This is a genomic window from Paraburkholderia monticola (genome assembly GCF_001580545.1).
Lineage (GTDB): Bacteria > Pseudomonadota > Gammaproteobacteria > Burkholderiales > Burkholderiaceae > Paraburkholderia > Paraburkholderia monticola.
Genome location: NZ_LRBG01000037.1, coordinates 553,769 through 569,226, shown reverse-complemented (window position 1 = coordinate 569,226; position 15,458 = coordinate 553,769). Strand labels below are relative to the sequence as shown.

The 15,458-nt window shown below is 58.9% G+C and carries 12 protein-coding genes; 3 read left to right on the top strand and 9 right to left on the bottom strand.

Going from position 1 to position 15,458, the window contains the following annotated elements; all coding sequences use genetic code 11:
• Positions 1-408: 408 nt before the first annotated feature.
• The 7 genes from CI15_RS26525 to CI15_RS26495 form a co-directional block, all read right to left on the bottom strand.
• Positions 409-3,087: a GH92 family glycosyl hydrolase gene (locus tag CI15_RS26525; protein WP_062133521.1), complete on the bottom strand. Its 2,679-nt coding sequence runs from the start codon at positions 3,085-3,087 to the stop codon at positions 409-411.
• Positions 3,088-3,766: 679 nt separating this feature from the next.
• Positions 3,767-5,461: a thiamine pyrophosphate-binding protein gene (locus tag CI15_RS26520; RefSeq protein WP_062133518.1), complete on the bottom strand. Its 1,695-nt coding sequence runs from the start codon at positions 5,459-5,461 to the stop codon at positions 3,767-3,769.
• A gap of 157 nt (positions 5,462-5,618) precedes the next feature.
• Positions 5,619-6,746 carry an acyl-CoA dehydrogenase family protein gene (locus CI15_RS26515; RefSeq protein ID WP_206597783.1) on the bottom strand — a complete coding sequence of 376 codons (1,128 nt, stop codon included), beginning with the start codon at positions 6,744-6,746 and terminating at the stop codon, positions 5,619-5,621.
• A gap of 336 nt (positions 6,747-7,082) precedes the next feature.
• The gene (locus CI15_RS26510; protein ID WP_241495959.1) at positions 7,083-7,802 is read right to left on the bottom strand and encodes an SDR family oxidoreductase; all 720 of its coding nucleotides are present in this window, start codon (positions 7,800-7,802) and stop codon (positions 7,083-7,085) included.
• A gap of 236 nt (positions 7,803-8,038) precedes the next feature.
• Positions 8,039-8,653 carry a hypothetical protein gene (locus CI15_RS26505; protein WP_062133507.1) on the bottom strand — a complete coding sequence of 205 codons (615 nt, stop codon included), beginning with the start codon at positions 8,651-8,653 and terminating at the stop codon, positions 8,039-8,041.
• A 50-nt stretch (positions 8,654-8,703) separates the two neighbouring features.
• Positions 8,704-9,477 carry a molybdopterin-dependent oxidoreductase gene (locus CI15_RS26500; protein WP_062133504.1) on the bottom strand — a complete coding sequence of 258 codons (774 nt, stop codon included), beginning with the start codon at positions 9,475-9,477 and terminating at the stop codon, positions 8,704-8,706.
• Between the two features lie 2 nt (positions 9,478-9,479).
• Positions 9,480-10,073, bottom strand: a complete 594-nt coding sequence (locus CI15_RS26495) for a cytochrome b/b6 domain-containing protein (RefSeq protein ID WP_062133501.1) — start codon at positions 10,071-10,073, stop codon at positions 9,480-9,482.
• A gap of 1,158 nt (positions 10,074-11,231) precedes the next feature.
• Here CI15_RS26495 and CI15_RS26490 point away from each other — a divergent pair.
• The 3 genes from CI15_RS26490 (at position 11,232) to CI15_RS26480 (ending at position 14,608) form a co-directional block, all read left to right on the top strand.
• Positions 11,232-11,807 (top strand): DUF308 domain-containing protein, encoded by a 576-nt coding sequence (locus CI15_RS26490; RefSeq protein WP_062133498.1) that lies wholly within the window; start codon positions 11,232-11,234, stop codon positions 11,805-11,807.
• Positions 11,808-12,015: 208 nt separating this feature from the next.
• Positions 12,016-12,603: a chorismate mutase gene (locus tag CI15_RS38310; protein ID WP_075643784.1), complete on the top strand. Its 588-nt coding sequence runs from the start codon at positions 12,016-12,018 to the stop codon at positions 12,601-12,603.
• 532 nt (positions 12,604-13,135) lie between these two features.
• Positions 13,136-14,608: an HD domain-containing phosphohydrolase gene (locus CI15_RS26480; RefSeq protein ID WP_062133491.1), complete on the top strand. Its 1,473-nt coding sequence runs from the start codon at positions 13,136-13,138 to the stop codon at positions 14,606-14,608.
• A 17-nt stretch (positions 14,609-14,625) separates the two neighbouring features.
• On the opposite strand, the gene CI15_RS26475 is transcribed toward CI15_RS26480, so the two are convergent.
• A complete protein-coding gene (locus CI15_RS26475) occupies positions 14,626-14,967 on the bottom strand; it encodes a cupin domain-containing protein (protein ID WP_062133487.1) in 342 nt (113 codons plus the stop codon).
• A gap of 93 nt (positions 14,968-15,060) precedes the next feature.
• A complete protein-coding gene (locus CI15_RS35770; RefSeq protein ID WP_241495941.1) occupies positions 15,061-15,354 on the bottom strand; it encodes a hypothetical protein in 294 nt (97 codons plus the stop codon).
• Between the last annotated feature and the right edge of the window lie 104 nt (positions 15,355-15,458).

Below are 15,458 nucleotides of genomic sequence, written 5' to 3'. Positions count from 1 at the left end.
GTGCGCCATTGATGTTCCGCGAGCTCAATTGGCTGATGACTCCGGGCGCGAAAACGGCTTCCACTGCAGCGGTCCGGCGCAACCAGCGAATGTGTGAAAGCATGCCTAATCGGGTGCACGGTGAAAAACACACATGCTTTCAATCATTGGAGAGCAGCACCAGTCGAGCTCTCTCCTGGCGACCTGGCTCCGTCGTCACCTGCTACGGCTCGTCGCCTCTCAACACTGGCCTCATAAGTTGTTGACAGTTCACGTTCTGGTCCGAGTCGGAGGCCAGCGAACGATTCTCACTCTGGTGGAAAGGTCCAGCTGTGTTCCCGGGTCATAAACGCGAAGACGCAACCGGACACTCGCTCCGGCTGCGACCCGCGAACAGTGCTCGGCGAGCGCACCGAACGGCGTACCGGACTACGGATTCCCGGCCGAGCCGCCGTTCGACACCAGTGACGGCGCCAGTGCGCTGTTGGGATCCTGTCCGTCCCACTGGCCGATCCATGCGTCGTTCGGCGTCGCCCCCATCACGAAAACGAGCGTGCCGCCGGCCTTCATCTCGTCATAGGTGATGTAAGGCCGGTGCAGCGGCGTGCCATTCAGGCTGACCGACTGGACGAAGCGATTGACCGACGACGGCGCGCCACCGCTCGCCGTATGCGCGGTGATCGTGAAGCGCCGCGGCGCGCCGAACTGCAACTTGCCGCCGGATGCCTCGCCGGTCGCGACCGGCACGTCGATCGTCGCCTCCTCGAATAGCGGCGTGCCGAAATAGAACACACCGCCGACGGGGTTCAGCGAATACATGCCAAGCGCAGACAGCACGTACCACGCGGACAGCTGCCCGCAATCGTCGTTGCCAGGAACGGCCGAATCCCGCACCCGCCGCGGATCGCCCTGCGCGGCCCTCAGGCTATCGCCGCTCAACGTGCCGCGATCGCCGGCCGTAAGCGTCAACGAGTACATGTCGTCCATCACCGACCGCACCCGATCCTGCGTCTTCGACGGCATCCCCACCACGTCGTACAGATAAGGCAGATGGTTCGCCGGCTCATTGCCTGCGAAATACTGGCCGATTCTGCCGGTCAGGTCCGGAAAGCCCTGGTTGCCGAGGAATGTTAATTGATTGGCCGGTTCAAACGTCCTGTCGAGCTGCGCAACAAATTGGGCTTTCCCCCCTAGCAGCGCAACTAGTCCCGGGAAATCGTGGAAGATGTTCCACGTATCGACCCACGAATTCGACTCGGAGAAATTCGTCTTCTCGGCCGCGGTCGGATCGAAACCGGCCAACCAGTTGCCCTGCGCATCCTTCGGCTGGGCGAACCTCCAGCCGTTGTTCAGGGTTGTGTTGAACACGTTCCGGTAGTTCAGGCTGCGTTGCAGGTACGGCCGGTATTCGGCCGTGCCCTTGCCAGCCGCCTTGCCCACCACGGCTGTCGCCCAGTCGTCGAACGAATAATCCTGCGTAGTCGACACAGCCGAGTTGGCGCCGGCAAACACGTAGCCGCGCTGTCGATACTGGTCGAAGCCGTGCGCGCTCGCGCTCTGGGTAGTCGTCAGCGCGGTCCAGATGTCGTCGACACTCGCGCTCGTCAGATGCTTCAGATAGGCATCTGCAATCATCGGGATCGACGGATGGCCCGCCATCGTGAAGGTTTCCGTTTGCGCAAGCGGCCACACCGGTAGTTCTCCCTTGCCGTTCTGCCTGAACTGCGTCAGCAGCGACTTGACCCAGCCGTCCATGCGTTCTGGCTGCACCAGCGTCATCAACGGCGATTCGGCGCGGAAGGTGTCCCAGAGCGAGAACGTCGATGAGTAGTCGAAACCAGGGTTCGCATGCTTGCTCGTCGTGGGCGGTGACGTCGTGCTGTCATTGGTCGAATCCGTGCCGACGTAACTGCCGTCCGCATTGTTGTAGAGCGTCGGCGCGAGCATCGTGCGGTACAGCGACGTGTAGAACATGGTTTGCTGGTCCGGCGTGCCACCCTTGACGCGGATCCTGCCGAGCACGGTGGCCCAATCGCGCTCGGCCGAGGCGCGCACCTGATCGAACGACTTCGCGCCGACTTCTGCTGCGAGGTTGGCCTGGGCGTCCGCGATGCTCGACGGCGATATGCCCACCTCCACCGTGACCGAGCCGCCGGCATAGTTGCCATTGCCCGCGAAGGTCAGATAGGCCCGGTAGCCGTCCGCACTGAAGGCGACGTTCTTGCGGTCAAACGCCTTCGAAAAGCGCGCAACGAAATACGTCGGTTTGTTACTCGCCCAATTGTTTGTGATCTCCCATCCCGCGATCGTCTGCGCGTCGATCACGACGATCTTGCCACTGCTGGTCGTGCCGCCGATCGGTTGGTCGATGCTCACGATCATGTTCTGCTGCTGCCCAGCCGTGTTCGGGAAGTACGTGTAGCGCTGCACGCCCGCATGCGCGGTCGCCGTCATCTCGGCGAATACCTTCGTACCCTGCACATTCCACGGCGTGTTGCCCGTGCCTTGCGGCGACATCAGCACACGGTAGTAACCGGCGCTAGCGCTTTCGTCGTCATGCTTGAACGATGCGTTGTAGGTGATCGACGAATCGGCGGCCACCTTCGCTAGCGTCGCCTTGTCGACCGGCGCCAGCGTCGGCAGGAACCGCACTTCGCCGCCCGAGCCCACGCCGGTGCCCGACAGGTGCGTATGCGAGAAGCCGGTGATATAGGTGTCGTCGTACAGATAGCCTGGGCTGCGATCCCAGCCGGACGACGGCGTGGTCGTGCCGGTCGTGTCCGGCCCGAGCTGGACCATGCCGAACGGCACGGTCGCGCCCGGGTAGACATGGCCATGGCCCCGCACACCGCTGTTCCAGGGCGCGTTGATATCGAGATTCGCGGTGCCGATCATCGGATCGACGCTGTGCAGGATTGACCGCTTGACGGCATTCTCCTGACTGCCCTGATCGTTCTGGTTCCCCTGATTACTCTGATCGCCCTGCGAGAATCCCACTTCGGCCGCGTTCGCCTTCGCCAGCACACTCGCATCCGTCGAACCCTGATCGCTCCCCCATCCCGACAGGGCGGCAAGGCACCCGATACCCAACACGTAACGTAGCTTCATTCGTCCACTCCTCTCTCTGCATCGGTCGTGTTTGAAAAGACGCTCGTTGAACTTCCTCCATCTACAAGACGCATTCGATTCGTCGCCGCTGCCTGTCTTCGTATCGCTCTCGAGGCGATCCTATTGATTCGGCATCCAAAATTTCAATAGTAGAAATTTCTTTTTTGGAACTACTCTTCTGATTTGGCGAATCGATCGGGGATTCCGCGCACTTATATGCAGCGGATCGCCTGCGTGGGAGAGACCGTGTGACGCGTCGCCGCGCCACACTGATTTCCTTGAAATGACAATGATCGGAAGAATATTTAAAAAGACTCGAGCTTTCTATTCGTATTTTTACGTATTTTTAGCTCGTTTATCTAAACAAAGTTCTGTTGTTTAAGCGTGTTTAATGCGTCGCGAATCGGAACTTATCAAGTTTGCTGTCGACGAAGAGCTATATGCTGATTCGCGAGTATTCGCATATATCGTAGTCGACGTAATTTGTTGACTCGCACAAGCCCCGCGAGCACCCAATGCAGCGCTCCCCCAGGCGGTGTCCGCTCGGTCCGACAAGACTCTCCAGCGCCTGGTTGCCACTTGTCGGAGTCCGGATTTCTCGCTTACCGTTGACGACCGTGGGGCAATACTCCGCAGCGTGTACCTGGAATCGTGCCGCCTGACGAGTAACACATCGCGATCAGTTCGATATTGGCACGTCGATGAGGTTCGGCTCTCCCGAGCGGATGCCATCCTCTATGGCAATAGCAATGTCCCCAGCTCGCTCGACGCGCCGCGCAGAAACACCGAGCGAACTCGCGAGAGCCAGGAAGTCGATTGCAGGGTCGGAGATATCCAGGCCAATGAACCTGTTTGCCCCGGCGCTGCGATAGCTCGTCTGGGCTCGAGCGTAGTTTTTCAGTATGTTGTATTCGCCGTTGTTGAACACCACGAAGGTGACAGGCAAGCGCTCGTGCGCTGCGGTCCATAGCGCCTGCGGCGAGTACATCGCGGAGCCGTCGCCGACCAGGCACACGACGGGGTTGCGATCTAGCCCCAGCGACGTACCGACCGCCGCCGGCATGCCCCAACCAAGGATTGCGCTACGGGTGAAAAGATATTGTCGCCCGGAAGCCGAATCGAGGCACGCGCGCACGTGCGGAATCGTAACGGGAGCCTCGTCGACAATCGGGATGTCCGGTCCGATCGCCCGGATCGTTTCGAATGCAGCGACGAAGGGCGTTGTCGTCGGTGCGTCGAATTCGCGGGCCGATCGCTCAGTGGTTTTAGTCCGACGCGCGTCGCGCTTGAGTGTGGCTGCCTCTCGCAGCCGGACGATCGCGCCGTTCTGCGGCTGAAGATTCCTCGCAAGCATTGGCAGCAGCGCTCGTAGCGAAAGCTGCAGGTCGCCGACGAGACCGAGCGTTGTCTGGTGGATCCGGCCAATCTGGTGGCCGTCGCCCGTTAGTTGGAAGAGCTGGCAATGTGACGGAATGGCAGATCCATCGGAATACGGATAGGCGATCAGGGAATGGCCGCCTAACAGGAGGACCGCGTCGAAAGGGGCGAGTGTCTCTCGGATCTCGGAGGCTTTCGACGGCAGCGTTCCCTGCCACAGTGGATGGGCGGTCGGGAACGGGATGTGGCCCGGCCATGATGCGCCGAAGACCGGCGCTCCGAGTGCCTCGGCAAGCGCAACGGCTTCGACGTCGGCATTCGCCGTGAAGACTTCCTCACCAGCGACGAGCGCAATACGTCCGGCTGATACTCCCGCCAGCGCAGCGGCCAGCGCGTCGAGCATGTTGGCCACCGAGGCGCGCTCAATTCGCGATGCCTCGCCGGCGCCCACGATCGTGGAACGCTCCATCGTGTCCATCGGCAATGACAGGAACACCGGACCGGCCGGACCTGTGCGGCAGTCCTGCAAAGCACGACGCAACAGCATGGGGATATGCTCGGGATGGTGAATTTCTTCCACCCACTTAACGTTCGGACGGGCGATGCCCGTGAGATCGCCGTGAAGCAAGGGATCTGTCACGCTGTGCCGCGTGTCTTGCTGTCCGGCCGTTACGACGAGCGGAGTGTTCGCCATTTTCGCGTTGAGGATCGCGCCCATCGCGTTGCCGAGGCCACCAGCCGTGTGAAGATTGACAAATCCCGGCTTGCCGGACGCCTGCGCATAACCGTCTGCCATAGCAACGACGGATGCCTCGTGAAGGCCTAGAACATAGTCTATGCCGGCGAGGTCGGTCAGCGCGTCCAATAGCGGAAGCTCGGTCGTCCCCGGATTGCCGAAGACATAACGCACCCCTTCTTGTTGTAGTACTTCTGCGAACAGATCTGCACCGCGCTGTTCGCTTGCACTGAGTGGGTCAAAGGACGATATCGATGTCATAAAGATAACCTTGGAGTTCAGTTGTCGATCCGGAAAAGTCTAGTGTTAGTCGGTGCGTACGCGATTGCGAATCCGGTGAATATCGCGGTAAATGAGGCACCAGATATTCCAAGCGAAGCTGAAGTCGATCACCATCGCGCCCCCAGCGTCGCGATGCTTAGGCCTGCTGCAGGAGCAGGCCGCCACCGGATATAAAGTTTCGCTGTTGTACCGCTGCATGTTGCGCGGCGCCGTGCAGATCTCGCATTCGCCGCTGCAGCGGAGAATCTCGATACAGGGCACCGCTGCCGGCCAATGAAAAGCACGCGTCGGCCACACGAACGCAGGTTGCGGCCATCCATGTCGCCACCTGCGTACCGTGAACATGAAGGTCCTTCTCGCTCAGCGTTCCGTCAACCGCGTGACGCCAATGGCTCGCCGCCTGATCGCGCAGGAGCGCGCGCGCCGCGCGCAGATCGGCATCAATGCGCCCGAGTTCCGCCTGAAACCATTCCGAATCGCGCATCGATGTCGCCGCACGGTATTGACGGTGACCGCTCGCCGCCAATGCGATCAGGTCTGCCAACGCCCCTTCGGCGATGCCGAGCATATTGGCCGCGTGGAACAGCGGGATGAACGGGGGCACGACGCTGTACAGCGGTCCTTCTAGCCAGCGTTGTTCTGCTGGAGCGAAGAAGTGATCTTCGGTCACCAGCGCATTGCGAAGCGAAATATGATGACTGCCGGTGCCGACCAGTCCCATCACATGCCAGCTGTCTTCAATATGCCATTGGTCGGCTGGCAACAGAAAGGCGCGCATCAGCGGTACCTCGCCGGACGGCGCGGACAGCGGCGTACTGCCTTCGCGCATCGTGCTGAGTCCGAGAATCCAGTCGGCGTGTGCGCATCCGCTCGCGAACGGCCAGCGTCCATTCACGCACCAGCCGCGGTCGGTTCGATCCGCAGTGCCGCCTGGAGCGAAGGAGCCGGCGAAGATCACGTCGGGACCATTTGCGTAGATACGCTCATAGGTGGATTGCGGTAACTCCGGCGCCACTAGTGCAGCAGTTGCGCCGATCATGCTGATCCAGCCGAGCGAGCCATCGATCCTCCCTAACGCTGTGACGATTTCGAGTGCCGCGGGCACATCGAGTTCAAGCCCTCCATAGCGACGTGGAACGAGCGAACGAAAGATTCCAATCGATCGCAATGTCTCGATCACGTCGCGAGGCATGCTCCGCAGCGCGTCGATTTCCGGTAAGCGCGCTACGATCGTGGACGCCATCCCTTTGATATCGGACAGCATGAGTTCGACTATTGATGTCATTTTGCTTGAATGAAATACGCAGCTTGAGGAGATGGGGAAGTTATGCGCGAATGTTAGTCACCGCATATGCGATACCCACATTGCGCGCGAAATCATTGACGCGAACGTCAATTGCGACGGTCGGCGCTAATGACCCGACGTTCCTTTCTGAATGCACGTGGTATTAACTTGCTGAGAGCGCTGCGTCAAAATTGTGCGAGACTGTCCGCAGACGGATGCATTCGAACGTTGCACCTCATCCCGTGCATCTCTTCCGGAGAGAGTTCCGCATACTGCGTGGCTTGTAAATAAGCGGCCGCACGATTGCCCACGAGGTCAGACGTGCTGCCCTCCATTGATGTGAATCTCGGCGCCATTGATATATGACGCCGCCGGCCCACAAAGGAAATGGATTGTCTCCGCCACCTCGCGAGGGTTACCCAATCGATGAAGTGGAATCTCGTGGTTGACGATGTCTTCGGTGCCTGGCGACAGGATCGAAGTATCAATCTCTCCGGGGGCAATGGCATTGACGCGTACGCCCTCCGGTCCAAACTCATGAGCCATCTCTCGCGTCAGGGCGAAAAGTGCTGCCTTGGACACCGCATAAGCAGCGCCCGCGAAGGGATGGACTTTGAAACCGGCAATCGAGGTGACATTGGCAATTGCGCCCTTGGCGCGTGCCAGCTCAGGAAAGAGAGCCCGGGCGAGCAAGGCATTCGAGATCAGATTGACGTTGAGAACGGTCGACCACGTGCGAGTGTCGCTCTTGAGCACGCCAAGTCGCGTTCTGTCTTCGCCTTTGGGCGAGATCCCCTCATTGTTCACGAGCGCGTGCAGTTTGCCGTCAGGAAGCCGACGACGTACTTCTTCGGCAATCTTCTCGACGGAATTCAGATCCGCGAGGTCCGCCTGAATATGCGACTCTCGCGCGGCTGGCCACTTGCAGTCTTCGGAAAACGGCTGTCGCGACACAGTGAAAACCTTCCAGTTGTGTTCCTGGAACAACTTTACAGTTGCGTGTCCGATCCCACGACTCGCGCCGGTAAGTAGCATGTAGCGGGTTGAAACGTCTGCGTGCGGCATTTCGGAAAGTCGACTGATGGCGCAGTTGCCATGTTCATTGCGTAGTCCGCGATAGCGCCGTACGTTCGACGTCGGGGTCGTTTTCACAACCTCGCGAGAAAGACGGCACCGGGAATTCAAACCAGAACACGATCTGGAAGAAGCAACGGCGAGAACGAGTGGCCGTCTGGATGCCAGATCGGACGCAACGCTGCCCCTCGGCTGGCTCACATCGGCGGCGCAACGCCATCCTTTTCGACGACGACGAACTTACCGCCATAAGTACCGGCCGCCGTTGGCGTTGCCACGACGAACACCTTCTTGCCCGTCGTCAACTCAGCGCGGGTCGCCGGAATAAGCGTCACGACCGGAACGTTGTCCGGCACGGTGATGGTGTTGCTGCCGCCCTTGTATGAAAGTTTGAGATCGTGGCCGCTCGTGCCCTGCACTACCGTATCCACATTGGCGTTCGTCATTGTGCTGTTCGCGCCGAGATCCCATGCATAGTGGCCTTCACCCGTACCGCGAGCGGCTTCCGGAAAGACCAGAACTTCCTTTGCGGTCAGCTTGCCATCGGGGCCCGGCATGGCGGCTGCGCCGACAAAGGAGCCCGGCTTGATATCCGCAAGCTTGATCGCCTTTACGGCGTTGACACCCGACGACTCCTGCATGTCGATCGTCACGGTGTCTCCACTGCGCCGATGCACTTTGAGGGTGCTGCCGGTGAACGACACAATCTCGCCACGGATTCGTTCAGGTTTGTCGGCTGACGATTGAGCGAACGCCGCACCGGCGAGCGTCAGTGCGACGAAGGAAACGGCGAATTTGAAGTGCATGGACATAAATGCTCCGTAAGATGGGTTGAGGTGAGAAGATATTGACGGCGTGTGGTTCAGGAACCACCGAACCAGTTGTAACCCTGGTTTTCCCAATAGCCGCCGGGAAATTCATTGGTCACGGAAATGGCGACGATATGCTTCGGGTTTTTGTAGCCGAGCTTCGTGGGCACGCGAAGCTTCATGGGGAAGCCGTACTTCGCGGGCAGGATGTCGCCGTCATAGGTCAGCGTGAGCAGCGTCTGGGGATGCAACGCCGTCGGCATGTCGATGCTTGTCCAGTAGTTGTCGGCACAGTGTAGGGCGACGTATTTCGCAGTCGTATCGGCGCCGGCCCGCAAGAGAAAGTCGGAGAATCGCACCCCACCCCACTTGCCGATTGCGCTCCAACCTTCAATACAAATGTGCCGAGTCACCTGGCCCTGCTGCGGCAACGCATGCAGTTCGTCGAGCGTCCAGATACGCTTGCCTTTGACGAGACCACTGAGATCAAGTTGATAAGCGTGTGCGTCGACGTCCGGTACCTGATCAATGTCATAGAAGGCATTGAACGGAAATGGGCGCGTGATCATCGATTCTGGATAGACCGGCGCCAGTTCGCGCGGATCGAACAGCAGGGCCTGCGCGCTATCGTTGAATGAAGACATTTTCCGCAGCATGGCGTCGACCGATCTATCGTTGGTCAAATCGCAGCCCGACAGTAGTGCGAGTCCGCCCAAGGTCAGGATTCGCCTGCCAAGCAGGCGACGTGCAGGCGATTGCAGTTCCCTCTGTGCATCCTTGATGATCGATGCAGCGTCAAGGGGGCGTACGGATTTTCGGGAAGTCACGGTTAGCGGCCCCGGATCATGGTGAGTAAAGATCGCGGCACTAGCGCAACCATCACGACATGTATTGAGAAAAAGCCGACGAGCACGCTCATCGCGACGAAGTGGACGATGCGTGCGTTGTCGAAACCACCCATTAACGTGCGCAGGACCGGCAATTGAACCGGTTTCCAGATAGCCAGGCCCGATAACACCACGAGCACGATGTCGGCAATCACAACGAGATATGCAAACTTCTGTACGGCGTTGTATCGGCCTGGATCGTCATGACCAAGCTTGCCCCGGAGCGCGGCAACCAGGTCGAAGGCAATCGCGCGAATGCCAATGGGAAAGAATTTCTTGCGCAGGCGTCCTGTAAAAGTGCCCAGAACGAGGTATGTGACAAAGTTTGCGACCAGTATCCACATGACCGTGAAATGCCAGAGCAGCGCACCACCTAGCCAGCCGCCCAGTGCGACCCAGCTCGGAAACCAGATGGCCTTGAAGATGGGCGACGCGTTATACACTTGCCAGCCGCTCAGACACATGACTACGACAGCGACTGCGTTGATCCAGCGCATGATGCGGACCCATACGGGATGTATCGTTGTATGAGCCAAAGCGGCCTCCCTGTCGATGGTATTGAAAGTTAAAAGCGTGTTCTGCGGCTCTCAGCGGCGAGCGAAAAGCCACCGTGCGTCGCGCCTTCCCTTGCAAACTCAACTCGAAATCTGACTCGTGAAAGACCGTCGCGTTGCCCGGTCTTCATTTGGATACTCGTGCCTTAGTACCCGACAAGAATCGCATCCCGGGTCGCGCAATGCTATCGGTCAAATGACCGACCAAGGCGAGTCACCCTGCAAGAGACGTTCGTGGACGACCCGCGCGCTCGCTGCCGCTGCGGTCATGCCGTGCGTTACCATGAGGAGACGCGCCTGAAGCAGTCGTGTCGACTTGATGTATTGCGACGGCGAAGTGTTGACCGACTTCCTTCATGCGGCACCAGTTCCAGAAGCAGTCCCACCATGTCGGCGCGCACGCTCCAGTGCTTGAGTCTTGCGTTCCATGGCAGATCACCCGTTCAGCGTCATTTCTATCGATGACGGTAGGTGTGCCACATCGCATTGCGTTACGACGATCGCCTCATAGGATCAGGCAAGGAATTCAGACAATCTCACGTTCGCGGATCTTCTTGCCTCACATACGATTCGATCATGCGGCCGCGTCACGCCACACCGTGTGCCGCTGCAGAGCCTTGAATCATCCTAAAGAGAAAACTGCATGACCGACGTTCTTAGTCCCGTAGACGGCAGTGTGGTCGGACAGGTAGAACATCATTCCGAATCCCAGGTACGCCCAGTGATTGTTCGTACCAGTGCCGCATTTTTTGGGTGGTCGCCCCTGCTTGCCAAACAACGCGGCGATATCGTGCGCTTGATGTTTACGCGGAAGGTGTCTATCGCATTGGCCGCTGGTCGCGCGATCATCATGAAGCCGATGGCAGAAACCCGCAGACCGCATCCGAAAATTCAATTTCATCGGACACACCGGCCCGCAGCCGTCTACCCGGTCTCCCCCCAACCCTGCAGTAGATGAAGTTGATTACAGAGGCAAGTCGAGCCATCCCGAATGGCATCGGTCATTCGACCGATACCGTTCGGCATAGCTCGACGTCATTCTATTGCCTGACTCATCCGCATCGTAGACGGCGATATGTCAGACATCGATCCGGTCAATGCCGCGCGCCGGCTTCGGATGCTAGCCTCTGAGGAGTTTGAATGTTTGAATGTCACATTACATCGAGCAGGATCCGCGAGGAGCGGTGGCTCAAGTCATATTATTCCGTCCGGGCAATATTTTCCGCCATCTGGGTCGCATTAGCATTTGTTATCGGTAAGCAGACCGGAGCCCCCGTCGCGGCTCTGCTTGTCATTTACCCCGCGTGGGATGCTCTGGCCAATGTCATCGACATGTCGCGCAGCGGTGGAACCGGTACGAACCCGACACAGGCTATCAATATCGTTGTCAGCGCCATCACAACGGTCGTGGTCCTCCTGGCATTGAGCATTGGGGCGCCTCCGATACTCGTGATCTTTGGTGTTTGGGCGATCGTCTCCGGACTACTCCAACTCGCTACCGCGGTCCGCCGTTGGACGGACCTTGGGGCACAGTGGCCAATGATTCTAAGCGGAGCGCAATCCGCGCTCGCGGGGATATTCTTCATTCTCCAAAGCGGCGCCTTAATACCTCCCGCGATTTTCAAAATAGCCGGCTATGCAGGCGTTGGTGCGATTTACTTCCTGATATCCGCTGTGTGGCTACACGCGAAGCATGCACGACTTAACGCTACTTGAGAGTTCTCCAGAAAAGTAGTCCCAGTCGTCTCACACGTGTCCTCGATGCAGACGAACCATTCCATCATATTTTTCGACCCTCTACGTTGACGATTACGAATCCATTTGGATCTGATAATTTTGTCAATTTTCAACATCGGAAAGCACAGGACTGTCGGCGGCTGAAAAGCCAACATCTCGGGTGTACCGTTCAATATGAGTTCATTTAATGACAATCCAATCTCTTAGCATTCGGTCTCTACTCGTTCCTCTCTCCGCTTCACTCTTCTTCGCAACACCACATTCCATTGGGGCAGTGCCTGACTCGAACAGAACGTTCAGGCCATTGATTGAATTGACAGTGAAGAGACTCAGAATTGCAAAGCAGGTCGCATTGGTGAAGTGGGACTCCGGTTCCGCGATCGAAGATTTACCCCGAGAGGAGGAGGTCCTGGCAACAGCCAGAACAGAAGCTCGCGCCGCGGGCATATCTGACCAGGAAGCAACGCAATTTTTTGGGGATCAGATAGAGGCGAATAAGCTTGTCCAATATGGTCTTCATGCGCTATGGCGACAAATCGGAGGAGCGCCCGATGAACCAAGGGCCAATCTGGCAAGCGACATCCGTCCCAGGCTTGATGGATTGCAGAAGGAGTTTCTGCAGGTTCTGATTTCGACAAGAGATTTGCGCACAGAACAGGGGTGCGGTGAGAGACTCGCTAGAGAAGTGCAGTTATACATTACCAGTCAGGCTCTGGAGCCGCTCTACGGATTAGCCGTAGAGCGCGCGCTTGCGAGAGTTTGTCTAGAAGGTTGAACTGAATGGTCACGCACCCTGCGCAATAGCGCTGGATCTTCGCAAGTTAGGCCGGCGCAATCAGATAGGGTGCGCCGGATTTTTCACTGGACTGTCATCATCGCCGCCAAGTTGGGCGAGTGCGCACCAATGGGGATGACGAATAGCTGTACCTTCCGACCGGATTCGACTGGCGCCATGCACACCGATCTGTGTCGCCCGCCCGACAAGCCAGCTATAAGACCTCAAAAAAGGAACAACGTCGATGACTGGAGCAGACTTAGCCAGCACGCTTCCAGGCATGCAGCCGCAACTATGGAAATTTGCGTTGAGCCACAAATCGACTCGCGTCTACCCGGCGAGCCGCTTGCCCCTACTAGCAAGTCCCGATCGAAAGCGCGCCCCGTTGGCTTTTCGATAGCGCGCCGTTCAGCCTGCTCACGCACATCCGAATGTCGATATCCCCGGACTGCACCGTCGCACTACCGTGCAGCACCTCGCATCGTCACGTATGATTATTAGCCCTTTCTCATGATGTTCCATAACCAATCCGATGTTCGACCTTGAGCCCAGCCACGCCGCGCTGCGTATATTCGATGCCGTGAGAACACTCGCTTTCGTCGGCGATCTGAGCATGGGACAGCCAACCGACCATTCGCTGCGCACCGGATGGCTGGCAGCACGGCTGGCGCACACGGCCGGACTCGAGGCTTCGGCTTGCGACACGGTCCGCGAGGTGTCGCTGCTACGTTGGTCGGGTTGCACGGCAAACGCGGCAGGGTTCGCAACAGTGTTCGGCGACGACATTGCGATCCGGACCGCGATGCTTGAGAGCACGCCCGGTATCGCCGAGACGATTGGCGGAGTCGGAGCCGCGCTGATGCCACTCGCGCAAACTCACTGCGAAGTATCCGGCGAGGTCGCGCGAATAATGGGTCTTTCGAAGGCGACCGAAACCGCGCTGCGCCACATTTTCGAAACCTGGGACGGCAGAGGCTTGCCCGCGCAGCTCGCACGCGAGGCGGTGCCGATATCCGTACTAGTCGTTGCACTTGCTGGCGACCTGGAGGTGTTCAGCCGCACGTATGGCGTCGACGCGGCGCTGGCGCTGATCGAACAGCGCTCCGGCGCGCGGTATCCGGCGAACCTCGTCGCGGCAGCGACACGCCACGCAAGCAGTTGGCTGACGGAACTGGAGCGCCAATCGCTGGATGATTTTGATGTCGTGCTGGCAACAGCCGATATGCAACGGACAACGTCGGCGGAATTGATCGCCGACATCATTGATCTGAAATTGCCATGGATGACAGGCTTTTCACGTGCGGTCGCAATGACGGCTGCCGAATGTCACGCTCGATTCACCTCGGATGATGCAACACGCGCGCTCGTATATCGGGCTGGATTGATTCATGGCATCGGCAGGGCCGCCGTACCCAACAATGTGTGGAACCTATCGACGCCTTTGTCGCCCAGCACCTGGGAAAAGGTGCGGCTGGTGCCGTACTGGACAGAGCGCGCAGGCAGGCAAACCGGCGCGCTGGGCGAAGCTACCGTGCTTGCGTCGTATGCGTACGAGCGGCAAGACGGTTCGGGGTATTTTCGCGGCGCGCGCGCTCCGGCGCTGACGTTGGAGGCTCGTGTGCTGGCGGCGTCGGTAGCGTGGGTTGCGTTGCGCTCCACGCGCCCCTGGCGCGCCGCGCTCGCCGACGAGGCCGCCGCACAGGTGTTGCAAGACGAGGCTGCCAATGGCCGGCTATGCCGCGAGGTGGTGGATGCGCTCGTGGCGGAGCGTGCCCCCGTCGCCAGGCGCGCGGCAAGGAGTGCGCCGCATGGTCCCCGACTGTCTGCAAGAGAGCTCGACGTCCTGCGTGCGATCTCGCGAGGTGCGAGCAACAAGGAAGCCGCGCAGGAACTGACGATGAGTCCCAGCACGGTGCGCACCCACGTCGAGAGCGTATTTCGCAAGCTCGAGTGTTCGACGCGCGCAGCGGCAACGCTCAAGGCGTCTACGATGGGCTTGATCTAGATGCATGGCGTTGCGCGTCAGCGAGGCGATCCTGCCAGCACAATGTCCGGGACGCCGCCCGCCTGGACCGTGAGATAGACGACATCCTCATTCGTTTCGTTCCTGACGTGGTGAACTGTGCCCGGATCAACGGAGTAGTATTCGCGCACCTTGGTGCTTTGAACATGGCCGTCGATATTCAACTCGACGGTCAAGACGCCACGAATCACGAGAAACCGATCAGTGACATTCGTGTGGTGATGCCATTGCGTCTCACCGCCGGCTTGAACCGTCGTTTGGAGGATAGCGCAGCCTTCCTCGCGCAATAGCGTCTTATACTGCACCTTGCCGTTGGCAAGTGGAATATCGTTATCATCCATCTCATTCTCCGATGCGAGTCGATAGCTTGTTGCTCGCAGTTCTGGTTGCCAAACCTTGGCGGAATGCCTGACGAACCGGTCGCCAACCACCCGTCAGGTTCTTTGGTTGTTCATGACGTCCCGATACACTTGCGACGCGATCCGCCGACCGACCACCACAACCCTGCGATCAGGAAGTAGACAGCGCCCATTGCCTCGCTGAAAAGCAGCACTCCGGCCAGCGCCGATCGTGCGCCATTTCGAGATCATTCGCCATTGTGCGCCGGAGCGCTTCCAGCGAAAGACGGCATGGCCGAGCTGGAGAACGCCTGAAAGAGCGGCCCAAACGCCGAATGCCCGAGGTAGCCAGCTCACGCCGATGAGAACAACGAAATGATGAACCGACATTGCACTCATCCTCCAGGAATTCTTGTGAGCTTGCCCTGAGGAAACCGACCTTCGTCACCGCGAGTATCATCGCGACTCCAACGTCATCATGACATTCGACTGAT

Excerpts from the sequence above, each read along its gene's own strand:
- CI15_RS26525 (WP_062133521.1), bottom strand. The coding sequence starts at position 3,087 with ATGAAGCTACGTTACGTGTTGGGTATCGGGTGCCTTGCCGCCCTGTCG.
- CI15_RS26520 (WP_062133518.1), bottom strand. The coding sequence starts at position 5,461 with ATGACATCGATATCGTCCTTTGACCCACTCAGTGCAAGCGAACAGCGC.
- CI15_RS26515 (WP_206597783.1), bottom strand. The coding sequence starts at position 6,746 with ATGCTGTCCGATATCAAAGGGATGGCGTCCACGATCGTAGCGCGCTTA.
- CI15_RS26510 (WP_241495959.1), bottom strand. The coding sequence starts at position 7,802 with ATGCTACTTACCGGCGCGAGTCGTGGGATCGGACACGCAACTGTAAAG.
- CI15_RS26505 (WP_062133507.1), bottom strand. The coding sequence starts at position 8,653 with ATGTCCATGCACTTCAAATTCGCCGTTTCCTTCGTCGCACTGACGCTC.
- CI15_RS26490 (WP_062133498.1), top strand. The coding sequence starts at position 11,232 with ATGTTTGAATGTCACATTACATCGAGCAGGATCCGCGAGGAGCGGTGG.
- CI15_RS38310 (WP_075643784.1), top strand. The coding sequence starts at position 12,016 with ATGACAATCCAATCTCTTAGCATTCGGTCTCTACTCGTTCCTCTCTCC.
- CI15_RS26480 (WP_062133491.1), top strand. The coding sequence starts at position 13,136 with ATGTTCGACCTTGAGCCCAGCCACGCCGCGCTGCGTATATTCGATGCC.
- CI15_RS26475 (WP_062133487.1), bottom strand. The coding sequence starts at position 14,967 with ATGGATGATAACGATATTCCACTTGCCAACGGCAAGGTGCAGTATAAG.
- CI15_RS35770 (WP_241495941.1), bottom strand. The coding sequence starts at position 15,354 with ATGTCGGTTCATCATTTCGTTGTTCTCATCGGCGTGAGCTGGCTACCT.